At 39.2% G+C, this 22,365-nt stretch carries 22 protein-coding genes and 1 pseudogene; 5 read left to right on the forward strand and 18 right to left on the reverse strand.

All coding sequences use genetic code 11. The features are described from left to right. Nucleotides 1-10 precede the first annotated feature (10 nt). A complete protein-coding gene (gene hutU, locus ACN6MT_RS21380; protein WP_419887950.1) occupies nucleotides 11-1,684 on the reverse strand; it encodes a urocanate hydratase in 1,674 nt (557 codons plus the stop codon). 200 nt (nucleotides 1,685-1,884) lie between these two features. Further along, the gene (locus ACN6MT_RS21385) at nucleotides 1,885-3,420 is read right to left on the reverse strand and encodes a helix-turn-helix domain-containing protein (protein ID WP_419887951.1); all 1,536 of its coding nucleotides are present in this window, start codon (nucleotides 3,418-3,420) and stop codon (nucleotides 1,885-1,887) included. A gap of 132 nt (nucleotides 3,421-3,552) precedes the next feature. Here ACN6MT_RS21385 and ACN6MT_RS21390 point away from each other — a divergent pair, with 132 nt between their 5' ends. Next, nucleotides 3,553-3,963: a VWA-like domain-containing protein gene (locus ACN6MT_RS21390; protein ID WP_419887952.1), complete on the forward strand. Its 411-nt coding sequence runs from the start codon at nucleotides 3,553-3,555 to the stop codon at nucleotides 3,961-3,963. Between the two features lie 185 nt (nucleotides 3,964-4,148). Here the strand turns inward: ACN6MT_RS21390 and ACN6MT_RS21395 are convergent. The 14 genes and pseudogenes from ACN6MT_RS21395 to ACN6MT_RS21460 form a co-directional block, all read right to left on the reverse strand. After that, nucleotides 4,149-4,430 (reverse strand): annotated as a pseudogene (locus ACN6MT_RS21395) (gas vesicle protein); the annotation flags it as partial. Between the two features lie 19 nt (nucleotides 4,431-4,449). Continuing rightward, nucleotides 4,450-4,713: a gas vesicle protein K gene (locus ACN6MT_RS21400; protein ID WP_335531205.1), complete on the reverse strand. Its 264-nt coding sequence runs from the start codon at nucleotides 4,711-4,713 to the stop codon at nucleotides 4,450-4,452. Continuing rightward, complete coding sequence (locus tag ACN6MT_RS21405) at nucleotides 4,688-4,924, reverse strand: gas vesicle protein (protein ID WP_419887953.1); 237 nt, start codon at nucleotides 4,922-4,924, stop codon at nucleotides 4,688-4,690. Before ACN6MT_RS21405 ends, ACN6MT_RS21400 begins: the two co-directional genes overlap by 26 nt. Before the next feature lie 2 nt (nucleotides 4,925-4,926). Then, nucleotides 4,927-5,745 (reverse strand): GvpL/GvpF family gas vesicle protein, encoded by an 819-nt coding sequence (locus ACN6MT_RS21410; protein ID WP_419887954.1) that lies wholly within the window; start codon nucleotides 5,743-5,745, stop codon nucleotides 4,927-4,929. 27 nt (nucleotides 5,746-5,772) lie between these two features. Further along, the gene (locus ACN6MT_RS21415; RefSeq protein WP_419887955.1) at nucleotides 5,773-6,006 is read right to left on the reverse strand and encodes a gas vesicle protein GvpG; all 234 of its coding nucleotides are present in this window, start codon (nucleotides 6,004-6,006) and stop codon (nucleotides 5,773-5,775) included. Continuing rightward, nucleotides 6,003-6,761 (reverse strand): GvpL/GvpF family gas vesicle protein, encoded by a 759-nt coding sequence (locus ACN6MT_RS21420; protein ID WP_419887956.1) that lies wholly within the window; start codon nucleotides 6,759-6,761, stop codon nucleotides 6,003-6,005. Before ACN6MT_RS21420 ends, ACN6MT_RS21415 begins: the two co-directional genes overlap by 4 nt. Continuing rightward, nucleotides 6,758-7,663, reverse strand: a complete 906-nt coding sequence (gene gvpN, locus ACN6MT_RS21425) for a gas vesicle protein GvpN (protein WP_419887957.1) — start codon at nucleotides 7,661-7,663, stop codon at nucleotides 6,758-6,760. Before gvpN ends, ACN6MT_RS21420 begins: the two co-directional genes overlap by 4 nt. Nucleotides 7,664-7,749: 86 nt before the next feature. Next, nucleotides 7,750-7,983, reverse strand: coding sequence for a gas vesicle protein GvpJ (gvpJ, locus tag ACN6MT_RS21430; protein ID WP_063252352.1), 234 nt, complete (start codon nucleotides 7,981-7,983; stop codon nucleotides 7,750-7,752). Between the two features lie 240 nt (nucleotides 7,984-8,223). Then, on the reverse strand, nucleotides 8,224-9,030 hold the full coding sequence (locus ACN6MT_RS21435) for a hypothetical protein (protein ID WP_419887958.1): 807 nt from the start codon (nucleotides 9,028-9,030) through the stop codon (nucleotides 8,224-8,226). 207 nt (nucleotides 9,031-9,237) lie between these two features. Beyond that, on the reverse strand, nucleotides 9,238-10,542 hold the full coding sequence (locus tag ACN6MT_RS21440) for a UDP-glucose dehydrogenase family protein (protein ID WP_419887959.1): 1,305 nt from the start codon (nucleotides 10,540-10,542) through the stop codon (nucleotides 9,238-9,240). A gap of 1 nt (nucleotide 10,543) precedes the next feature. Continuing rightward, nucleotides 10,544-11,449 carry a UTP--glucose-1-phosphate uridylyltransferase GalU gene (gene galU / locus ACN6MT_RS21445; protein WP_419887960.1) on the reverse strand — a complete coding sequence of 302 codons (906 nt, stop codon included), beginning with the start codon at nucleotides 11,447-11,449 and terminating at the stop codon, nucleotides 10,544-10,546. Nucleotides 11,450-11,588: 139 nt separating this feature from the next. Beyond that, nucleotides 11,589-12,365, reverse strand: a complete 777-nt coding sequence (locus tag ACN6MT_RS21450; RefSeq protein ID WP_419887961.1) for a HipA family kinase — start codon at nucleotides 12,363-12,365, stop codon at nucleotides 11,589-11,591. After that, on the reverse strand, nucleotides 12,358-13,488 hold the full coding sequence (locus ACN6MT_RS21455; protein ID WP_419887962.1) for a glycosyltransferase family 4 protein: 1,131 nt from the start codon (nucleotides 13,486-13,488) through the stop codon (nucleotides 12,358-12,360). The genes ACN6MT_RS21450 and ACN6MT_RS21455 overlap by 8 nt, the downstream gene beginning before the upstream one ends. A 52-nt stretch (nucleotides 13,489-13,540) precedes the next feature. Continuing rightward, on the reverse strand, nucleotides 13,541-14,623 hold the full coding sequence (locus ACN6MT_RS21460; RefSeq protein WP_419887963.1) for a hypothetical protein: 1,083 nt from the start codon (nucleotides 14,621-14,623) through the stop codon (nucleotides 13,541-13,543). A gap of 323 nt (nucleotides 14,624-14,946) precedes the next feature. Between ACN6MT_RS21460 and ACN6MT_RS21465 the strand changes: the two genes are divergently transcribed. Both ACN6MT_RS21465 and ACN6MT_RS21470 read left to right on the forward strand, forming a co-directional pair. Next, nucleotides 14,947-16,257: an ectonucleotide pyrophosphatase/phosphodiesterase gene (locus tag ACN6MT_RS21465; RefSeq protein ID WP_419887964.1), complete on the forward strand. Its 1,311-nt coding sequence runs from the start codon at nucleotides 14,947-14,949 to the stop codon at nucleotides 16,255-16,257. Between the two features lie 17 nt (nucleotides 16,258-16,274). Continuing rightward, nucleotides 16,275-17,531, forward strand: a complete 1,257-nt coding sequence (locus tag ACN6MT_RS21470; RefSeq protein WP_419887965.1) for an MFS transporter — start codon at nucleotides 16,275-16,277, stop codon at nucleotides 17,529-17,531. 53 nt (nucleotides 17,532-17,584) lie between these two features. On the opposite strand, the gene ACN6MT_RS21475 is transcribed toward ACN6MT_RS21470, so the two are convergent. After that, entirely contained in the window at nucleotides 17,585-18,625 is a 1,041-nt protein-coding gene (locus tag ACN6MT_RS21475; protein WP_419887966.1) for an ATP-grasp domain-containing protein, read from the reverse strand. Between the two features lie 186 nt (nucleotides 18,626-18,811). On the opposite strand from ACN6MT_RS21475, the gene ACN6MT_RS21480 reads away from it, so the two are divergent. Further along, the gene (locus tag ACN6MT_RS21480) at nucleotides 18,812-19,489 is read left to right on the forward strand and encodes an SOS response-associated peptidase (RefSeq protein WP_419887967.1); all 678 of its coding nucleotides are present in this window, start codon (nucleotides 18,812-18,814) and stop codon (nucleotides 19,487-19,489) included. Between the two features lie 41 nt (nucleotides 19,490-19,530). Here ACN6MT_RS21480 and ACN6MT_RS21485 read toward each other — a convergent pair whose 3' ends face one another. Continuing rightward, nucleotides 19,531-20,025 (reverse strand): flavodoxin domain-containing protein, encoded by a 495-nt coding sequence (locus ACN6MT_RS21485; RefSeq protein WP_419887968.1) that lies wholly within the window; start codon nucleotides 20,023-20,025, stop codon nucleotides 19,531-19,533. Between the two features lie 235 nt (nucleotides 20,026-20,260). On the opposite strand from ACN6MT_RS21485, the gene ACN6MT_RS21490 reads away from it, so the two are divergent. Next, on the forward strand, nucleotides 20,261-22,351 hold the full coding sequence (locus tag ACN6MT_RS21490; RefSeq protein WP_419887969.1) for a hypothetical protein: 2,091 nt from the start codon (nucleotides 20,261-20,263) through the stop codon (nucleotides 22,349-22,351). The last annotated feature ends 14 nt before the right edge of the window (nucleotides 22,352-22,365 follow it).

Here is a 22,365-nt window from a genome sequence, read left to right on the forward strand (position 1 = left end):
ACCACCTCTTTTAGTCTTGTTTCAGCATTGGCATTTTAATGCCTTTTTCCTTTGCTGTCTTAATGGCTAGGTCATAGCCTGCGTCAGCATGACGGACAACACCCATACCAGGATCTGTTGTTAATACTCGATGCAAACGGACTTCAGCCTCTTGTGTACCATCTGCAACAATGACCATTCCGGAATGCTGTGAGTAGCCCATTCCTACCCCGCCGCCATGGTGAAGCGAAACCCAGCTGGCACCTCCAACAGCATTAATCATGGCATTAAGAATTGGCCAGTCAGAAACAGCGTCACTTCCATCCTTCATTCCTTCTGTTTCCCGGTTAGGAGATGCAACAGAGCCTGCATCTAAGTGGTCACGGCCAATAACAATCGGCGCAGAAACCTCACCAGAAGCAACAAGGTCATTAATAATTTTTCCTAAGCGGGCACGATCACCATAACCGAGCCAACAAATCCTTGCTGGAAGTCCTTGAAAGCTGATTTTTTCCTGAGCCATTCTCACCCATTTACAAAGGTGCTCATCATCCTTAAACTCACGAAGGAGAACTTCATCAATTTTCCGAATATCCTCAGGGTCCCCCGACAATGCGGCCCAGCGGAACGGTCCTTTTCCTTCACAGAATAATGGACGGATATACGCCGGCACAAAACCTGGGAAATCAAACGCATTTTCGACTCCCTCATCTTTCGCCACCTGACGAATGTTATTGCCATAATCAAACGTTACAGCACCCTTTTCCTGCATAGTCAACATTGCCTTCACATGGATTGCCATGCTTTGCTTTGATAGTTTTACATAATTAGAAGGATTTTCTTTCCTAAGCGCGGCTGCCTCTTCCAGACTAAAGCCAACAGGCACATAACCATTTAACGGGTCGTGGGCAGATGTTTGGTCGGTTAACACATCCGGATTAAAGCCTTTTTCAATCATAATTGGCAAAATTTCAGCACCGTTTCCAATCAGACCAATGGAAAGAGGCTTCCCTGCCTTCTTTGCTTCCTTTGCAAGATTAATAGCCTCATCTAGATCACTGGTTTTTATATCGAGGTAAGCGGTTTCAATTCTTCTATCAATTCTTGTTTCATCCACATCAATCGCGAGACAAACACCATCATTCATTGTCACAGCTAGCGGCTGTGCTCCACCCATTCCGCCTAGGCCTGCAGTTACTGTAATCGTATGCTTTAAAGACCCGTTGAATTCTTTTCGAGCCAGCTCTGCAAACGTCTCATAAGTTCCTTGAACAATTCCCTGCGTTCCGATATAAATCCAGCTGCCTGCAGTCATTTGGCCGTACATCATTAATCCCTTTTTATCTAACTCGTGGAAATGTTCCCAATTTGCCCAGGCCGGTACTAAATTGGAGTTTGCCAGCAATACCCGGGGTGCATCCTTATGTGATTTAAAAATAGCAACAGGTTTGCCAGACTGAATTAACAGTGTTTCATCATTTTCTAGTTCAAGCAGTGATTTGACAATCGCGTCATAAGCTTCCCAGTTCCGTGCCGCCTTGCCGATTCCCCCATAAACCACTAAATCCTCTGGACGCTCCGCTACCTCTTGGTCCAGATTGTTCATGAGCATTCGCAGTGCAGCTTCTTGAATCCAGCCTTTTGCGTGCAGTTGTGTTCCTTTATAATTTTTAATGACTCTTGACTTTGCCGTGTTTGTTTCCATTATTCTCACTCCCTTAAATACTTTTTCCTCCTCTTTATTATAAAAATAAAATTTTCTGAAAAATACAAATCATTCGTTGGAAAAATAGTATTATTTTTATATACAACTCGTTTATTTTTAGTATAAAACTAAATTATTTATTGAAAACACTAATATTTTTAGAAAAAAATAAGATTCAGCTGACGCTGAACCTTGTCTTCTTATCCCTTTTTCATGCGAAAGTCTCTCGGTGAAACCCCGACTATTTCCTTAAACGTTCTGCTAAAGTAGTTGGGATTATGATAGCCAATTAAGTGGGAGATTTCCTTTACCGGCTTGGCCGTCTCAAGCAGGAACCTTTTCGCTTCTTTTATCCTGATACCGGTCACTATTTCCGTAAAGCTTCGGCCTGTTTTCACCATTAGCAGATGGCTGAAATAGGATGGATTCCTTTCAACGTATTTCGCTACATCCTCAAGTTTTAGTGCATGGTTGGAAAAATGGGTTTCAATATAGGAAATTCCACGTTCAATTGGATCTTGTTTAAACAGCTGCCGGCTGGAATCCGTACTTAAAAATAACTTTTGGATAAACAAGATTAGATTTTGTACAGACCGATAAAGAACGCTATCATATAAAATTGAATGAAAAATATACCGATACTCTTTTTCGCAGCTCAGCTGTTCATCTAAATCGAAGGTTTTCATGAATCGTCTAATTTGCGCAAGAATACTCGTAAGCCTAATTCTTACCAATCCCGGATCTGGATATGGATCTCTTAATTGGAGAAATTCATCATATAACCATTTTTTTATCCCTTCCATGTCATGATTCGCCAGCATATCCACCCACGTTCGTTGTTCTGGCGGAGCCAAAAAAGGGTCGATATGCGTCCAGTCAGCAGGATATTCAAACTCAATCATTTGACGATATCCATAATAATAGGTAAACTCCAGCATTTTCTGTGTTTCTAGAAACTTTTCATTAAGACCTATATGTGGAGAATTTTCGTTTCTGACTACAATTGCAAGCGGTTCTGAGAATTCCTCTTCCCACTTTCTCATTGCCTTTTGACACTGCTCTTTACTATTTTGGCAGGCTTCCTTAAACAAGAGAACAACCCTATCACTTAACGGGAAAATACCATGAAGTTCTTTGAAGGGGTAGTCAGATAAAAAGGAAAATAACATTCCAACCTTTTCACTATTTTCGAGTTTAAAAGCTGCGATAATAAAGTCTTCTAAAACATATGTATTGGAAATAAACAGTGACTCATAGGTTGAGTCGTTATAGAATGGAGCATTGGTCTTATCTGAAGAACCTTGTTTTTTATCAAGTGTTTTCATTGCTTTTTGATATGCTGATTTCACCTTTGTGGCAGAAAACGGCTTAATCATCAGTTCCAAGGCTTGAAGGTCAATCGCCATTCGGGCTTTTTCAAACGTTGCCTCGGCGCTCGTTAACAGTAAAATAGGCTGGTAAATCTGTATTAATTCCCGAAAGCCGGACCAATTCTCACTGTTAATCATATCGAGTTCTAAAAGGATAATATCCGGGGTTTCTTTTTCAAAGGTTACAATAAAATCCTGAATATTAGAGGCGAGAAGAATCTCTGTTACAGGGATGGAGGATGTTTTTAACAGCCATTTTAATCCTTCTCGTTCATTTAAATCACGGTCCGCTATCAGCCATTTTCCTTCTATGATAATCTCCCCCCTATCAAAAAATAGTGCTACTAATATAATAAAAGTATACATCCTATGAGGCAATCTACAAGTATTATTCGTTTTATTTCTTATTCATGAAATGAAATAATTTAAATCGAATTCATAGGTTCATTATGAGCATAATAATTTTTGTGACTATTGAAGAGAGGGGAAAATCGATACATGAAATGGCACAAAAATTTACTTAAAATCATCCAGGACCGCCAAGGCAGAAAACTTGCTTTAATGGTTGACACCTCAACAAATGAAACAAAAATTGACCTCGTCGCGAATATTGTAACTTTTTTCAAAGAACTAACTCCAGACACAACACTTGTTCAGGCTGATTTTAAAATCCGTAGTACGGAACCGATAACAGAAGGATCGGAAATCAAATATTACACACATGGTAAAGCCTCCTATACCTTGGCATTAGAATGGGCGGAAGAGGCAAAGATAGAAACCGTATTTTATATTACGGATTTAACGGGTTTTATACCAGAGGATATGCAAGTACCCTATGAGGTTTATTGGCTGGTTCCAACCGAATTTGTGCCGAAGGCTCCATTTGGAAAGGTCATGAAAGTTGTTTAACAAAACAGTAAAAAGAGGAGCATAAATCTCCTCTTTCACTTATCTTTCTTTTTTTTTGGCTCGGGATGATGATGGTGAGGATGATGATGTGATGAACTTTCTTCTGTTTGAATTGCAGACGATGAACGTTCCTCACTTTGGATGCTAACAACCTCATTTTCCACCGGAAGGGCCAATGAGTTATTTTCAATTACCTGCTCTAACCGATTAATTCTTTCAAGTAAGTGGTCATGTTCTTTTTCAGCCAATCTTCCTTTAGAGGAGTAGTATGGATCCTTTTCCCACCAGTCCATGCCTATTTCTCTAGCCTTGTCTACCGATGCAACCAAAAGCCTAATTTTTATCGTTAACAAATCGACATCGGCTAAGGATATTTTTATATCTCCCGCGATGACAACTCCTTTATCTAGTATTTTTTCGAGTACATCGAGTAAATTCGATGACTGCGGTGGATGATGAATGGGCATATGATCCCTCCTATTCAGGTTAAAGCAGTTTCCCTAAGGGACCTAATTCAATATTAAGGTCTTCATGTTCTAACCCAAAAATCTGCTTTAATTCTTCCATTTTTTCTTCAAGCCTCATTAATGTTAAACCTAATTCTTCAATTTGCTCATCCGTTAAGGAATCACTTTCGACTCTGCGCATTGCCTGTCTTTCCATCAACTGACGGAGAAGTTCAATAATGGTAAGCACTAGCTTTGCCAACCCCTGCTCTACCTGATTAGAATCCAGTGGTAACCTTTCCATCCTCTAATGCCTCCCCGATTATTTTTCGTTCATATGGTCCATAGGCACTTTCTATCGACGAAATGAGCAGTTTTAAATCCACCACAATTAAATCGATATTGGCAATCGATATCAATATTTCTCCACTCACCACTACACCTGTGTCAATAATTCCATCTAGGAGATCCAACAGGGTCATTTCTTTGTTTTGAAAAAGATGATACTGCTCCATGGTTATTTCTCCTTTGAAAAATGGTAGGGAGGCCATGGACCACTCACTTGAAATGTGCACCCGAATGCAGAAAATGTACGTTCAAGTTCTTGAACTTTCGCTAAAAATGACTCTGTTTGCTTTTTCTCAATAAGAAAGTCACAATTTACGATCATGTCATCCTTTCGCTCCGTTATTTCCCTGCCCCAATTTGCTCGAAGCCTTGAGTCGCAGAAGATTGACTGTAACTGTTGTTCCATCCTCTGCCACCATAGAGATTGTTCTTTTTCTAATTCATTTTTAATCAGCTGGTCTAGCCTCTTCTTCATAATAAATTGCTTTCCTTTTGGCATATTGGCAATGTTTTCTTTTAACTGAAGAACACTTGGATTATGATGTACCACATAGGAAAACGCCTGCTCCGAATTGCAATAAATTTTTAGATTCCATTCTTGTTTTTCTTTGAATCTCAGTAGCTGTTGTAGAATCACATCGTATTGTTCATTAAGTAAGGCGAATAAATTCTCTTCTTTTTGAAAAATCGTACAAAATGACATAGGAAGGACAGTAAAATGGGTATGGATTGCCGAAATACATTCATGATGATGAAATGCTTTTTCCTTTAACCAATCAGGATCTTTTAATTGAATGTCAATTTGCTGCTGGGAAAATTTCTGAGGATTAACTGGAGTTATGACTGCGGCTAGTTCTTTATAATGTAATACTGCTGCCTTTTTTTGATCGATCCCAACCAATACTGGAACCTCTGCACTTTGTATTTCCTCTGAAAGAATGACACCATACAAATAAATAAAATCAGTTTCCACCTTAGTATGCGTCATACGTACCTCCTCCTTTACACACTCGTTTTACATCTCATTCTTTTCTCTATCTTTGGCGATTTTGTATCTGATAAGTAATTCTTGCTCTCGTTCTATATAGGCCTCTTCATCAATTTCCTCCATATCGTACATCATATGCAGCTCTATCAGTTGTTGCTGTATATTGACAAGATCATACAGCTCTTCATCCACTTCTTCCTGAATTTTCTCACCTAATTTAATTAACGAACGAATCGGTAATGAAAATAATTTAAATATCATAATTTCCCTTCAATCCTTAACACGATATTCACAAAATTGTAAGCTGGCCATGGCCCAGAATACTTAAACTCCACTTTATCCTTCCAAATTTCATAAAGTTCATTAACCCTTTTATCAAATGATTCTTCATTATTAGTATCAATTAGAAAGGCAGCATTGAGCAGCGTTTTTCCAGGGATCGTTTTATTCAGCTTTCCTGCTTCTGCTAATTCCAGCAAAGGCTCATAAATTTCTGTGGCTGTCTTTTCCTCTAGATGCAGTATAAAATTTTGGGCTTGTTCACCTACCTGAATTTGATCATAAAAAGAAGCTGGGTTAGCCAAGTCTTTATTTGCGGCTTTCCACTCATTTAAGAGTGGATTTTTCTTCATTTCTTCGTTCATCCATTCTTTCTTTGGAATAACCTTCAAGCCAACTTCCATTTTATTTTTTAATTGAGAAAACAGTTCCTCAAACTCTTCATTTAAATGCTCCATAATTAAGAGAACATCCTTTTTGGAATGAAATACATTTCCAAAACTCATGGGAATAACGCTATATTGTTTCATAACCTCTGTAATTTTTTGTTGGTGTGCCATCAAGTTAGGGCGAGTTGGCAGTACATCACCAGCGACCTTTGATACTACCATAGCCACATTTTCAAAGTGGATGGTATATACCCCGCTCTTCTTGCCATTTAATTGAACACTTCCAAATTTCTTAGGCTCCTTTTCATGTATGGCACAAAAAAGGTACACGCCATCATGTGTACTCATTTTTTTTCATCCTTTCTCAGGATTTCCTTTAGAATCACTTTCCTCACTTCTGCAAAAGAGAGCTTTGGAAGAAGTTGATTCATTGGTCTGCTTAATATATCAATACACAATGCTTGATAGCTTGGATTTTCTGGAATAATGGGGATATTTGTTTTTTTTGAAATCGAAGCAATCATTAATGTTGCTCGCAAACTAGGACTAAATCCATTTCCATATGACCGTAAATTAGAAACAAGTCTGCCGACCTCTTGTGCTTCACTATGGCTTAATCCTGTTTTTTGTTTCAGAATTTCAATTTCCGTTTCCTTATCACAAGAGTCTACATGAATGGTAATCAGTCGATCCAAGAGGGCATCCTGAGTATGAAAAGTTCCAACATACTCATCTGGATTACTTGTAAAAATAATTGAAAAGTCAGGATGACACTTTATAAAAGATTCCTTTCCATTTCCGTATACAGGCAGAACTTTTTCTTCTAATAGAGATAAAAATATATTATTCGTTTCAGGCAGGGAACGTGAAAATTCATCATAAATCACCACATGTCCATTTTTTACTGCTTCGATTAGTTGTCCTTGAACCCAAATTGGTTTGACTTCTTGCTCCTTCTTAAAAACAGAGTGAATATAGTTATCAATTAATTCTTTTTTTCTAACACCATAGTACTGACCCAATAGGTCTTTATTCGTTAATTCATGGTGACCACGAATGATCGTTACCTTTTTATTTAGTTGTTTTGCAATATAGATGGCTAAGCTTGTTTTTCCCACGCCTGTAGGTCCAACAAAATGAATAGGAAATCCAGCTTTCAAATATTGCTTGCTCCTTGAAATGATATCCTCGAAGAAAGGAGTTTTAACAAATTCTCCTGTACCGATTCCTTTTTCAGATGGATTCAACATTATTCCTCCTAACGATTGAAGTATTTTAAAAAAAGGAGCCAAGGCACAGTCAAGCCTCGGCTCCTTCCCATCTATTCAAACCACTACTATGACTCTTCTGCGAAATGATGATGATCATGTTCCTTGAGCAGTCCAACCGCTTTTGCATAACGTAACCAAGTATCTACACTGGCAATTACGATACGGGCGTCAATGGTCAAAAGCTCGATTCCCACCAAAGAAACACGAGCCCATAAATCAATAACCACACCCTTATCCAAAATACGGTCTATTACTTCCGCCAAGCTTGAAGAGTCTACACTTTTTTGAATAGCAGCCATTCTATCCCCTCCTTCCAATTGACTGCAGTTAAAGAGGGAGTGTTATAAATTATTCTTCATTTTTGTAATAGGTGATGCTTCCTCTTTTTTCCATCAGTCATCCTCGTTTAGGAACGATTACTATAAAGTATGAAATCGTGGATATTTTGAATGGACAGGTGCTCTTATCGAGAAAATAATTACCAATAAAAAAAGAGACTTCAATAATGAAGATCTCTTTCTGATTAGGCTCCCGTTTAATTATCCATTTTTCACTATTTTTGATGGATTGTTGACTTTATATGGAACGGCTGCGTCAACGATGAATTCTTCTTCTACATCTTTGCCTTTTGCCAGTTTTTTCTTCGCCACTTTTCCATCGAATTCAAGCATATCGCCTGGTTGCAGCTCAAACTTCTTAAGTGTTTTGCTGTGACTGCACCATGCCAGTCCAATTTCTATTGGCGGGTCTTGGACGATCACGACATTTTCAAGAACAACCACTTCATCATTTTCTTCATTAAACGGATTGTATGTAAGGGCGAACTGTTTAACACTCGCAGTAAAGTGAACTTTATCTGCAGGAAGTTCAATTTTCGGTTCTTTCTCTTTTTTTGGTTTGGCAGCTTTAGGTTTTTTCGGTTCAGATTTCTCTTCCAGTTTTGGCTCAGGTTTTTCTTCATTCGCTTGCGGTTCTGTACCTTCTTCTGCTGTACTAAAATCCTTTTCCTCTACTTGCAGCATTGTCTCCTTACCAAAACTTGAAGCCTGCATTTCCTTTAGAAAAGCAGGGTGAATGCAGCACAAATTTCCATCCTGAAACTCAATCACAAGTGTATTAAACTCGTCAGACTTTCCATATGTTTCAAATCCCTTAATCGTCACAACACGCTGGTAATTCCTTTCCTTAAACAAAAACTCCCGCTTTGCCCCCTTACCCGAAGAAAGCCCCCATTCCTTCAACTTCTCCTTATAATGATCCTCATCACGAAACCCAATAAAATCCCCCTTAGGAGAAACATAACGCGTCAAACCACTCCGCTCAATCTGCTCATGCTCGATAACCATACTTTCACACCTTTCTATGACACTTTGGTGACAGGCACCACTAATGTACAAATGTCCGTCTCCAGTGGACACTTTTTATTCAACAAGAACTTCGTTATATATTTTCGGTTGATACCTTTTTTATTGTATCAAAGTTTTCTGCTAATGAAAAAAGCTAAGGCATGATTTTTGCAGTGAAACATTCTGCAAACATTCATGCCTAGTAAATTAGTTAATGATGGGTGGTTTTCCGATTGGATAGTATTCTACAGCGCTGCATGTTCGGATTTTCTCCTCTGAAAGACAGTTTCTGCCGTCAAAGATCACCGGTTCTTTCATTTTTTCTAGCATTTTAGCTATATCTATACCTTTGATCTCGTTCCACTCTGTTACAATGAACACCGCGTCTGCTTCAAATATTGCTTCATCAATGGATCCTGCGTACCTAATCTTATCGCCAATAATCTTTCTTGCATTCTCAGTGGCAACTGGGTCATAGGCAACAACTTCTGCTCCAAATTTGTTTAATGCTTCAGAAATCGGTATAGACGGTGCTTCTCTCATATCATCTGTTTCTGGTTTAAACGCTAGTCCTAGAAGCGCAATTTTCTTCCCTTTTAATCCTCCAAACCGTTTTACTGCCTTTGTTACCAATAATTTTCGCTGATATTCATTGATGGCAATGGTCTCTTTTAATAAAGGAAAATCAACCCCATTTAATCCAGCTGTGTGGAGCAAGGCTTTGACATCCTTTGGAAAACAAGAGCCGCCGTAGCCAATACCGGCATTCAAAAAAGCTTCACCGATTCTTTTATCCTTCCCCATTCCTCTAGCAACATCTGTAACATCTGCACCGACCGCTTCACATAAATTTGCGATTTCATTAATATAACTTATCTTCGTAGCCAAAAACGCATTGGATGCATATTTAATCATTTCAGCACTTCTTGTACTGGTTAAAATCACAGGCACATGTAATGGCTTATACAAGTCCCTGACTTTCGCTGCAGCCTCTCGACTTTCTGAGCCAATAATAATACGATCCGCCTTCATCGTATCCTCAATAGCAGAACCCTGGCGAAGAAATTCGGGATTCGAAACCATTTTCACTGGAAACCCACATTGGTCTTCAATCATTTTTTTAATAAAATCATTCGTTCCGACTGGCACCGTACTCTTAATCACAATAATGGTGTCAGGATTTATATAGGCAGATATATCTTTTGCAGCGTGTACCAAATAGGAAAGGTCAGCGGACCCGTCTTCACCCTGAGGCGTTCCAACCGCAACCACAATGATTTCTACACCACTTAACGCCACACGATGAGAGGTGGTAAAATGCAGGCGGCCTGCTTGCATATTCGCAGTTAATAAATCTTCCAAACCTGGTTCATAAATAGGAGAAATTCCTTGCAGTAATTGGTTAATCTTTTGCTCATTGATATCGATGCATGTCACGTGGTGTCCAATCTCCGACAAACACACACCTGTTGAGAGGCCTACATAGCCTGTACCTAAAACAGCAATCTTCATATCAATCAATCTCTTTCTTACTATTTTGAAGGTTTTCTATCCTAGTAACTTCTTGCAAATAAGCTAACACCGATTCTCTAATATCTTCGCGGGTTAATGCGAAATCAATCGTTGCCTTAATAAAGCCAAGTTTGTCTCCAATGTCATAGCGGCTGCCGTCAAAGTTATAGGCAAAAACCGCCTGGTGTTTATTCAGTTCATTGATGGCATCTGTCAGCTGTAATTCTTCTCCTCGGCCTAAAGGCATTCTCTCTAAAATCTCAAAAATCTTTGGACTCAGGACATAACGCCCCATAATCGCATATCTAGAGGGTGCCTCTTCTAGGCTGGGTTTCTCTATTAAAGAATCAATATGGAATAAATCCGACTCTATCATTGTCCCCTTTGGTTTAATAATTCCATATTTGCTGACATCTTCGTCTGGTACCGTCTGCACGGCCACAACCGAACTATTATAATATTCAAAAACATCTATGATCTGCTTAAGGCAGGGGATTTCCGACATAACGATATCATCACCTAGTAATACTGCAAATGGTTCATCACCTATAATGCTTTTCGCACAAAGAATAGCATGTCCCAGCCCTTTTGGCTCTTTCTGGCGGACATAAACAATATTTACTAAGTTGGATATTTTTTGAACTTCTGCTAACATATCAAGTTTGTTTTTTCTATAAAGTGTATCCTCAAGCTCATAAGATTTATCGAAATGATCCTCAATCGATCTTTTTCCTCTGCCGATGATGATGATTATTTCCTGAATGCCAGAAGCGACCGCTTCTTCAACGATATATTGAATGGTTGGCTTATCAACAATCGGCAGCATTTCTTTTGGCTGTGCTTTCGTTGCTGGCAAAAATCGAGTTCCGAGGCCAGCTGCTGGAATAATGGCCTTACGGATTTTCATATGCTGCCTCCTTTCCTTTTCCCTTCTAATTCTTTTATATGCAGGTGGATAACCTCCGGTCACGTTAGTAACCTATTAAAATCGTTTATTTTATGACTTTCAAAAAAATAAAACTCCCTTCACGAATAAGATAAGGGAGTCAAACGTCATGTTCATGGATTGGCAGATAAACTCGTTTAATAAACCGTTCCATCAATTTTCTTAGTATTCTTTTACGTCGAGTTACCAGGGTACTGACGATTGCTTTTCTTTCCTCACTCGTTACTTGCCAATCCTCTGGAATGACTGCCACAATTTCTTCTATTAAATGAATAGGCAGCGTTTGAATGATTTCTAGCTGCTCATGAAACTCCTGCTCATTCTCAATAAAATAGGCCATAATTTGGTGTGTGGCACTCTTTAGAATCGTGATTGGCAATGATTCAATATCCTCCTGTGTCCAGTTATAAGAAGCGAACACTTCAGCATGATCGATAATCCACAAGCGATAAGAGTGTGATGTGTCATCGCATAGAATGATATTTTTCCTAGTTCGATCACGATTACAGAGCCAGTAATCAAATAAAATAATGCCTGCTAGATTTTCTTTGTTCGTAATTGCAGGAACATCGGTTACTTCATGTCCATCAAAACAGTCTGGTACATAACGACTTGCAAATTGAAACTGTGTTTGCTGCATTTGAGCAAGTTCCGGATATTGCGAGGAAAACTCCTGGGGGATTTCTACTAATTGTGCAAAAGGTATTGGCAGTCCAAGGTAACGTGCAAGGCAATACCCGACCCATTCGTTCGCCAGCGTTTTTTCAAATCCAGGCTGAAAATATTTGACGACATAGTCCTGACCATCATTAAATGTTAGTAAGTGAGCATTCGATTTTCCTTCTAATGTTTTCTTATATGAGACTGGCTTAATCATTCACAGTCACCTCATCAGAATCGATTCCAGCAATTTTTTTCAAAAGCTGGACATATTGGTCTGCCACAACCTCTATAGCAAATTTGTCATGTACGCGTGTTATTGCTGCATTAGACATTTGTTCATGAAGGCTGGGTTGATCCAAAATATCACATAGCTGTTTCACTGCATCCTCTACGTTTTGACCACGAAATAGCAGCCCATGTTCACCGTGGACAACCAATTCTGTAACTGGCATCATTTTTGAGGCAACGACAGGTACCCCGCAAACCATTGATTCAATAAATGTATTACCAAATGACTCGGTTTTCGTTGTGGCCAGTGTGCAGCCGCCTGATTGGCGAATTTTCGCATAAACATCCGGCATTTGTTGATAAGGTATAACCGGAAACCACTTAACAATGTCTGTAAGCTCTTCCTCCTGCCATTTGGCTGCAAATTCCTCCCGCTGCACACTCTGTGCACCACCGATGACCCAAAATTGTATATCATCGCGCTGACTTTTCATGAGTTTTGCCACTTCCAATAACATTTGCCAGTTTTTACGTTTATCCAATCTGCCAATCCAGCCAATTATTTTTTTACTGTTAGGAAGGATTGGTTCACGGTCGAAGTTTATCTCTTCACACGGCAAAGCACGGTAAAAGGATGTATCGATGCCATTATATATGACATGTACCGGGATTCCGTCCGTTAGGATTGAAACTAATCGTTTTTGATAGTGTGAAGGAACAATAATCGCTTCTGGCTTAATTCCTCTGAATGATTTTAAATGCGGCCTAAGCTTAATCAGTTCCGGGGTGCGTGCCTCTACCAATACTGGTCCTCGATATTTTGCTTTCTTTAGCCATTTAAAAGCAGCACCCGTATCAACGACAATGATGGCATCATAGTTATTGTTTTTTATGATTTTGATAATCTCTTGTTCATCATTTGTCAAATAAACGGGGGCCACATCTTCCATAATATGAAGCCCGCCGTGATTGGTCGTATACAAAAACTCTGTTTCAATTCCATGCTTTTTAAAATAAATCGCGCGATTGCGCCAGCCGGCATTCACCCCGCCAACCGTCAGCAAACGCCAAATTATTAATACTTTCATATTGGTTCCCCTCGTTTTCATTAGGCTCCTCCTCAGCCCGGTTCGGTCTCTCTTGTTCGACCCCTAAAGCAGCTTAACGTCCTTTTTTCTTATCTTTCTTCTTGTCTCGCTTCTCATCATGACGGTCTCGGTTCTCGTATCGATCTCCTGCGAAGTGTCTTCCACCCTTTGCACCTTTTGCACCTTTGCTGCGTCGACCTCTATCTCCCTCGAAGTGTTTTCCACCGCGTTGTTCTCGATCACCTCTAATGCCTCGATCTCCTTCAAAACCTCTAACCCCGCCATAGTAGTTCTCACCTTCTGGGTGTCTCTCATCAAAATTTTGTTCGAGTTGGTCCCAATGCTCATCGATTTTGGCCATAACTTTTTCCGGATCCACGCCTCGTGCAAGCATCGTCTTTACCCATTCTTCCTTGAAAACCTTGTGAACCAACCCTTGCAGCTTGGTTACATAGTTTTTCTCCTCTGCTGTGGTTAACAGGGTGTTACTAATATTTTTGATCTTATCCTTATCCGGTTCCTGTGGAAGTAGTACCGCGGTGATTTGTCTAGAGATTTCCTCCATGCGGATATAATGAAGCCATTCTGCATATAATTCCGGAGCCATTTCTTGTACATGTGACAAAAAGATTGCTTTATTTTCCTCCCCTAGAGAAGTCAATAATTTACGCGGGTATGGATAAACACGATCACGCCAAATGGTTCTCGCAACGTCTATGACCTTTAGACTGCCATCTGGTTGGAGGTAAATTTGACGTTTATGATGGTCAATTCTCTCATATCCAATTTTTTTAAAAGTGATTAGCATTTCAATTAATCTTGCAGAAAGTGCCTTTGTCAGGGGCTGCGATTGTAAATATTCGCGTAAATCAACACCCTGGATAATTTCCATCACAATATAAAGCGGTCCTTTTCCATATAGCTTTGGAAATAGCGCGGTTTGTTGCCCAAGGGATAAAGCATAATATTCGCGGTCGCAATCATCTGTATTTCCAAATACCTTTACACACATTTCATTTGTTAATTGGAATACTGCACCTTGCCTTCCTTTTCCCATCATTAGTAGAGGTGAGTTATTCACAACTTCCACATCTGCATTTACCATATTTGTCACCTTGATTTTTTTCATCCATTGCTCTAAATTCTGAATATTCATATGTTCACTCCTTTCGTTTTAAGTTGGCAGCTTAATTTATTTATTAGTATCATGGCAGCCTTATTCCATCATGCTTGCCTAGTCACATGAACTTGGAAATACCGCCTACTATAATAGATTCAAATGGGTCATAAAGTGTAAAGGCACTTGTCCATAAAATGAAAATATAAAGGATCGCAGCTTTCTAAATCGAATCCTTAAATGGTAACGACATGATCAAGATTCACAGAAATACATCTTACAAGTTTAGAAAAAATTTACAATAAAGCACTTTATTTATTGTACAATTAGAATAGTAGTTTACTCTTTTTTGGGAGGTTTTCATGGAGCAGCTTACGAATCATTTAATTGTCATTTCTTTTGATTGTCTGTCAGCACTAGACTTTCCATTGCTGCAAACACTGCCTCACTTTAAGACCATCCTTGAAAAAGGTTCCTACGTGAAAAAGGTCGCATCCATTTATCCATCGGTGACCTATCCATGTCATACCACCATTGTCACAGGTAATTATCCGAATAAACATGGAATTATAAATAACACACTTCTTCAGCCGGGCAGAACTTCCCCAGACTGGAACTGGTATAGAAAATTAATCAAAGGGACAACTTTGTATGACGAAGCTAAAAAAGCAAACTTGACAACAGCAGCATTACTTTGGCCGGTAACCGGCAAAGCGAATATTGATTACAATTTGCCTGAAATTTTTCCAAATCGACCATGGCATAATCAAATTCTTGTCTCTCTACGAAATGGCAGTCCCCGTTACCAATGGGACCTGAATCAACGTTTTGGCCATATTCGTAATGGTTTAAATCAGCCTGAATTAGATGACTTTGTTTTAGCTTCCACCGTACATACCATTAAAACGAAAAAGCCAAATCTGCTGCTTGTGCACTTTACTGACCTTGATACCCAGCGTCATCATAATGGTTTTTCATCGAGGGAAGCCTTTGCTTCCATTCTTCGGCATAATGAACGGCTCGGGCAAATTTTTTCTGCACTAAGGGAAAGCGGCATTTATGAAAATTCTACGATTATTGCACTAGGTGACCATAGTGCCTTAGATGAGAACAAAGCCTTAAACCTGAATGTTCTTTTCCAACAAAACAAGCTTATATCCGTCAATGCTAAAGGGAATATAAATAATTGGAAGGCCTATTGTAAAAGTTGTGATGGCTCCGCATATATTTATCTAAAAGACAGAGATGACTTTGAAACTAGTAAAAAAGTAAAAAAATTATTAAAGTCTCTGCTCGCCGACCCTGCCGCTGGTATCGAAAAAATATTGACTGCTGAAGAAGCAGCCTCAAAGGGGGCAGATGGTTCCTGCACATTTATGGTAGAAGCTAAGAAAGGGTATTACTTTTTAGAAGACTTTCAGGGAGAATATGTTAAAAACGTTACCCGTGAGGATGTTCTGGAAGATAAAAAATACACCCTTGCTTGCCATGGTTATTCTCCAGAAAAGCCGGAGTATTCGACTATTTTTATGGCGGCTGGTAAAGGTATTCGTCCTAAGACCGTCGTACAAAAAGCACGCCTCATTGATGAAGGTCCAACAATGGCTAGGCTTTTAGGTCTGAATTTAGGAGATACCGATGGAAAAATCATAAAGGAGCTTTTAACCGTGTAAATGAAGGGGGAAAATTTATGAGTCGTTTGACGAAGCAAGAAAAGAGCTGGGTATTCTATGATTGGGCGAATTCTGCATATTCCATCTTAATTACAACTGCTATTTTTCCTTTATATTTTAAAGCAGCAGCAAATGGTGCAGGTCTTGCTGGTTCTACTTCTACTGCGTATTTGGGATATGCTAATTCCTTCGGGACTCTGCTTGTGTCCATATGCGCACCAATTTTAGGAACCATTGGTGATTTTAGAGGCTTAAAAAAGAGATTATTTACGTTTTTTGTGATTCTAGGGATTGCTTTTACTGCACTGCTCGCTGTTGTCCCAAGTAACCAATGGTTAATCCTTTTAATCTGTTATGTTATTACAGTGATGGGTTTTGGAGGTGCCAATATCTTTTATGACGCTTTTCTTGTAGATGTTACGAGTGAAGAGCGAATGAATAAGATTTCCGCCCGCGGTTTCGCAATGGGTTATATCGGAAGTACGATCCCATTCATCATTGGCATTGCTCTTATTCTATTATCACAACATGGGATTCTCCCTTTGTCTGTTACCGTTTCGACGCAAATAGCCTTTGCCATCACAGCGATTTGGTGGGGAACCTTTACCATTCCAATGTTAAAAAATGTTCAACAGGTTTATTACGTCGAGAGGGTTGCAAACCCGGTTTCTACTAGTTTTAAAAAGGTTTTCCAAACACTTAAACGGATAAAGGCCTACCGTCCTTTATTTCTTTTCCTAATTGCTTATTTCTTTTATATCGATGGGGTCCATACCATTATTACCATGTCAACGGCTTATGGCACAGATCTAGGGATTTCATCCACTAATCTGTTAATCATCCTGTTTGCCACTCAAGTCATTGCTGCTCCATTTGCACTTATTTATGGTAAACTAGCAGATAAATTCACAGGTAAAAGAATGTTATTAGTTGGTATTTTCATCTATATTATTATTTGTATCTATGCATATTTCATGAAAACCACCTTAGATTTCTGGATTTTAGCTATGCTTGTTGGTTCTTCACAAGGTGGCATTCAGGCGCTAAGCCGTTCTTATTTTGCTAAGCTAGTACCGAAGGAAAGTGCAAACGAGTTCTTTGGTTTCTATAATATTTTCTATAAATTCGCCTCAATCCTTGGACCAGCTTTAGTCGGATTCACTGCTCAAATTACTGGTAATACAAATGCCGGTGTCTTTAGCTTAGTTATTTTATTTATCTTAGGCGGCGCCGTTTTAGTACGCGTCCCGGAAACAAATGAAAAAATCCAATAATAATGACTAAAACGAAACAACGCCTTGGAATTTATCCAAGGCGTTGTTTGCTATCAGGCAAAAAGATCTTTATCGAGTATCATTTCCTTCTCGAGATGACTGGCTCGAATACCAAATTTAGGTTTCAATTGACCAATTTCTTCACCAAGCAAGAGTTTAATTCCCAAGTATGGAAGGTTAAGACCTGTTAAGCAGCTAAAATGCATTCCCCCGCTCATTCGCGGATTAATTTCAAGCAGCTTTGGGACACCTTGACTATATTTCACCTGGATATTAAAGATATACGGTATATGATAATGTTGATGAAACCTTTGGGCAAGTTGAATAAGCTCATGATGATCGATAATTTCTCTTATTCTTCCTTCCCCTTTCATCCTTGGAATTGCTGCATACAATTGCTCTGTCGATGCTACACAGTCAATACTGAATTCCGGACCATCTAAATACTCTAACACCATTAGATCAGGGAAAACCTCTTGCTGACTTAAAATTTCACAGGCGTAATCATACGAGAGACGGCGGCTGCTCGCCCTTCTAAAAAGCTGGTCGATGCTTTCTATGTCATCCTCAATGACGCGAAAACCCGTTGCCCCTTCACCCACGACGGGTTTAAAACAAACTGTATGTCCCTTTGCTCGTAAACTTTTATAGGCTGATTGGAAATCTTTACTATTATTAACAACGTAAAAATCAGGTATCGAAACCAGTTCTGCGCCATCCTCTTCCTTCTGCAGGATAGAGTGGTAGGCAGCTGCCTTATTATCCAGGGTTTCCATTAAGTCAGAATCAGGACAAACCAGTACCTTAACACCTATGTTTTCAAAATCAGCGAGCCTTTTGGATATGAGAACATTTTCTTTCCTCGGAATGAAAATATCTATCTTATGCTTCTGACAAAATGCAAGACAAAACTCTATATATTCCTCACCAGATACAGTGGGTTCTGTAAAAGCATAATCACAATACTGCAAATAGAGAGCATCCTTATTCGAATGAGTGCCAAAAATTTCAAACCGCCGACCCTCATCATTCGAACGAATCAACTCCATAAAATGCGTAACCGTCGTAAACCACCTATTAAACCAAATCCTCATAAGCAACCTCTTTCTCGTTGAATTCAAAATGAAAAACCTTAACCATTATAGGCCTATAAAATCCATTTTATACATTTTCCGCCTGCAACGATGTATAAATGAGTGAATAAATGATGATATAATGTATAAACGGTGACAGGCACCGAAAGTGGCACCGAAAGTAGCAGCGATAAAGGGGGTACTTAGATGTGCGGACGTTTCACGTTGACTGCCACGGTTGATCAGTTGATTGATCGGTTTGATATTGAGAATTTTCTGCTGGAGGAGGAGTATTTTCCGAGTTATAATGTGGCTCCTTCTCAGTCGGTGTTAGCGGTGATAAATGATGGCTCTCGGAATAAGATGGGTTTTTTACGCTGGGGATTAATTCCTCCCTGGGCGAAGGATATGTCAATCGGTTATAAAATGATTAATGCACGTGCCGAGACCTTAACGGAGAAACCAAGCTTTCAAAATGCTTATCAAAAAAAACGCTGCTTGATTGTGGCGGATAGTTTTTATGAATGGAAGAAGCTTGATCATAAAACAAAAATTCCAATGAGGATAAAACTTAAATCAAATGACTTATTTGCAATGGCCGGAGTTTGGGAGAAATGGAAATCACCTGATGGAAAATCGATCTATTCCTGCTCTGTAATCACCACGAGTCCTAATGAATTAGTCCAAGATATTCACGACCGGATGCCTGTGATATTAAAACCAGAAGATGAAAAATATTGGCTAGATCCTTCTATTACTGACACTACTAAGCTCAATCCCTTACTAAAACCATTGGATCATACGATAATGGAATCCTATGAAGTCAGCTCATTGGTTAATTCACCGAAAAACAATTCAATTGAATTGATACAAAAAATCTGCTAATTCAACAAAAAATGCCTGACCTGCTAGAGGTCAGGCATTTTCTATACAAGTGCGATGGTTGCATTAATTTTCAAAACAAAGGTCATAATAGCCGTCGTATCCAAATTCGATGTGTCCTCTGTGATACCATTTACTTTTTTAACAATTTGTCTTTCAATAAAGTTCATTTTACTAACTAAGAATTCTCCGCCAAAAATACCATTTGCGATGGATATCCTTCTTAATTCCTCAGGGAAGGCAGCATCAAATTGTTCAAGTGCTGTTTCTCCGTCGTGCCAACAGCAAAGGAAAAGACCTAGTTTTTTTGTTAACAGTTCATCATAGTGCTTTCCGATAAAATGCTTTATTTTCCCTTGAATACTTCCTGCATGGATGGAGCCGCCAATGATTACGAAGTCATATTCACGTACATCAAAGGTAATTTTATCCCGTTTCAAATCAACTGCAAGGACTTCTCCTTCCATCCACTCACTCACCAATTGGACAGCTTTTTCTGTTGTGCCATGAGACGAGCAATAAACAATCAATGTCTTCATAAATCATCCTACCCTCCATGGAAATGTTTTTACACCATTAAGGACGAAAATCATCCCGTCGGACTTTTGTTTTCTTACTACCATTATAAGACAGCTATCAGCCTTATCCCTGAAAAATATTGGCAATATTTCTACAATTCATCCACCTAATCAAGCCATTTCATTGTCTGCATCTAAACCCAGGTGCTGGAATAAAATAGCTAACCCAAAATAAAATGATCATGAGGTGGTAAAATTGAATTTCATTCCCTTACCAATGATCTTGTCTGGGCCGATTGTTCGGAGAGCAGAACCTAATCAAATAACAATTTGGATTGCGACAAGTAAAAGTTACCGAATTCATGCTGAGATTTATCGTATCACTTCAAGTAATGAAACTAGTTCGTTTGATTATGAAAGTATCCAAACAAAATGTGAAACGAAAAGGATACGGATGGGTAAACAACTGTTTATTCATTTAATTCAACTCTCCCCTTATCGTGATACCTTCCCAACCGATACCTTACTCGGGTACAATATTCATTTTCAGAGAGGCTCTGAACTTCAAGACTTACGTTCAATAGGGTTACTATCGCAGGATAATCCCGAATCCATCACCTACGGTAACCTTGACTACCCTACCCTATTTCTCAACAGTTCGGCCCAACGTTGCAATGTCCTCTATGGGTCATGTCGAAAACCTCATGGCGATAATGAGGATACCCTCTCCACTGCCGACATTTTACTAGAAAAGGAATATAATAATTTACTGGTTCGTCCCAGTACATTATTTCTTATGGGAGACCAGATTTATGCAGATGATGTTGCAGATCCATTGTTTCCCGTCATTTCTAAACTAAGCGAGGCATTAATGGGTGCGAGAGAGCCCCTCGAATTAATAGATGTGCGGCTAAACCAGGAGTCCTTCAAAACGGCATTGAACCAAGTCAACGGCAGGCAATATGTTATGGAAAAATTTTGCCATTTCACCTCTTCCCATGGGAGCAATCACCTAATGAAATTCGGAGAGTATGCTGCCATGTATCTGCTCTCATGGAGCCCGCATCTATGGGAAACTGCACAAGAATATGGACTTTTCGAACATTACGATGACTGTGTTAAAAAGAATCAGATTTATTTTGTTTTTCCAAAAGAGGATAGGTATCAAAAGGAAAACAAAAACGAAGAAATTCGGCTTAGAAATCGCTTTACGGAGCACCAGGAGGCACTGATTTCTTTTCAGCATTCTCTTTATCGTATTCGACGTCTTCTTGCAAACATACCAACCTACATGATTTTTGATGACCATGACATCACCGATGATTGGAACCTATCCTTTAGGTGGAAGGAAAATGTTAAAAACTCCGCATTAGGGAGCCATGTTGTAGGCAATGGTTTATCCGCATATTGGGCTTTTCAAGGATGGGGTAATGCCCCACAATCCTTTAATGATAAATTCCTTTGGCTGATGAAAACTTATTTTAAAATGTTAAGCGTTGGAAAAATTACCTATCAAGAAGAATGGAAAAACACCTTATGGAACTTTGACTCTTGGCATTTTGTGGCACCAACAAATCCAAAAGCGATCTTCTTGGACACACGTACACAAAGAGAATACAGCCAGGAGCCAAGACCAGAGAAATTTGGGCAACTTATTGAGGAAACCATCTGGGCTCCAAAGCTGATTAGTCAAGAAGGGTGGGGGCGTGTAACCCACAGTCTGTTTGAAAGTGAATGGAAAAGCGGCAGCCCTTTAATGATTATTTCCGCCACACCCTTATATGGACTGGGCCTTATTGAAACGTTTTTACATGATTATGTCTATCCTTTAAGAGTATTAGGCGTTAATGTGCATACCAGATTTGATTTTGAAGCGTGGAAGTATAATGGCAAAGGATTTACTGAATTCCTCGAACAGGTAGCAGCCTGGAAACCTAACCGCTGTATTATTTTATCGGGAGATGTTCATTATGCCTCTGCAGTTAAAGCAGCTGTTTCCTTTCAAAATGGTCAAAAACTCACCATTCACCAATTTACCAGTTCTCCATTGAAAAATATGAGTTTCGGAGGTTTGTGGGGTATCTTGATGAAACAAATAATGGCCCTGAATGCTATCAAAAGAAAAAACAACGAAATTCAACGTGTCTGCACTCCTTCTTATAACATTCAAGAAGTCGGAAAAAATATTACACCAAATTCATATTTATGGAGGGATATCGTAAGCTATCAAACATTAGAAAATAATTCTATTATGGAAACGAATAACAACCTCGGCCTACTCATGATTAGAAGAAGAGCAATAAAAAACTACCTGCTTAATCAGCATCACAAATTCATACAACCATGAAAAAATAGTGCTCC

The sequence above is a fragment of the Neobacillus niacini genome (assembly GCF_048572935.1).
GTDB lineage: Bacteria > Bacillota > Bacilli > Bacillales > Cytobacillaceae > Neobacillus > Neobacillus niacini.

Coding starts and splice junctions, on each gene's coding strand:
- ACN6MT_RS21455 (WP_419887962.1), bottom strand. CDS start 13,488: ATGAAAACGAGGGGAACCAATATGAAAGTATTAATAATTTGGCGTTTG.
- ACN6MT_RS21470 (WP_419887965.1), top strand. CDS start 16,275: ATGAGTCGTTTGACGAAGCAAGAAAAGAGCTGGGTATTCTATGATTGG.
- ACN6MT_RS21415 (WP_419887955.1), bottom strand. CDS start 6,006: ATGATATTTAAATTATTTTCATTACCGATTCGTTCGTTAATTAAATTA.
- ACN6MT_RS21450 (WP_419887961.1), bottom strand. CDS start 12,365: ATGATTAAGCCAGTCTCATATAAGAAAACATTAGAAGGAAAATCGAAT.
- gvpJ (WP_063252352.1), bottom strand. CDS start 7,983: ATGGCTGCTATTCAAAAAAGTGTAGACTCTTCAAGCTTGGCGGAAGTA.
- ACN6MT_RS21465 (WP_419887964.1), top strand. CDS start 14,947: ATGGAGCAGCTTACGAATCATTTAATTGTCATTTCTTTTGATTGTCTG.
- ACN6MT_RS21405 (WP_419887953.1), bottom strand. CDS start 4,924: ATGGAGCAGTATCATCTTTTTCAAAACAAAGAAATGACCCTGTTGGAT.
- galU (WP_419887960.1), bottom strand. CDS start 11,449: ATGAAAATCCGTAAGGCCATTATTCCAGCAGCTGGCCTCGGAACTCGA.
- hutU (WP_419887950.1), bottom strand. CDS start 1,684: ATGGAAACAAACACGGCAAAGTCAAGAGTCATTAAAAATTATAAAGGA.
- ACN6MT_RS21420 (WP_419887956.1), bottom strand. CDS start 6,761: ATGAGTACACATGATGGCGTGTACCTTTTTTGTGCCATACATGAAAAG.
- ACN6MT_RS21460 (WP_419887963.1), bottom strand. CDS start 14,623: ATGAATATTCAGAATTTAGAGCAATGGATGAAAAAAATCAAGGTGACA.
- ACN6MT_RS21400 (WP_335531205.1), bottom strand. CDS start 4,713: ATGGAAAGGTTACCACTGGATTCTAATCAGGTAGAGCAGGGGTTGGCA.
- ACN6MT_RS21410 (WP_419887954.1), bottom strand. CDS start 5,745: ATGACGCATACTAAGGTGGAAACTGATTTTATTTATTTGTATGGTGTC.
- gvpN (WP_419887957.1), bottom strand. CDS start 7,663: ATGTTGAATCCATCTGAAAAAGGAATCGGTACAGGAGAATTTGTTAAA.
- ACN6MT_RS21385 (WP_419887951.1), bottom strand. CDS start 3,420: ATGTATACTTTTATTATATTAGTAGCACTATTTTTTGATAGGGGGGAG.
- ACN6MT_RS21485 (WP_419887968.1), bottom strand. CDS start 20,025: ATGAAGACATTGATTGTTTATTGCTCGTCTCATGGCACAACAGAAAAA.
- ACN6MT_RS21390 (WP_419887952.1), top strand. CDS start 3,553: ATGAAATGGCACAAAAATTTACTTAAAATCATCCAGGACCGCCAAGGC.
- ACN6MT_RS21440 (WP_419887959.1), bottom strand. CDS start 10,542: ATGAAGATTGCTGTTTTAGGTACAGGCTATGTAGGCCTCTCAACAGGT.
- ACN6MT_RS21435 (WP_419887958.1), bottom strand. CDS start 9,030: ATGGTTATCGAGCATGAGCAGATTGAGCGGAGTGGTTTGACGCGTTAT.
- ACN6MT_RS21475 (WP_419887966.1), bottom strand. CDS start 18,625: ATGAGGATTTGGTTTAATAGGTGGTTTACGACGGTTACGCATTTTATG.
- ACN6MT_RS21480 (WP_419887967.1), top strand. CDS start 18,812: ATGTGCGGACGTTTCACGTTGACTGCCACGGTTGATCAGTTGATTGAT.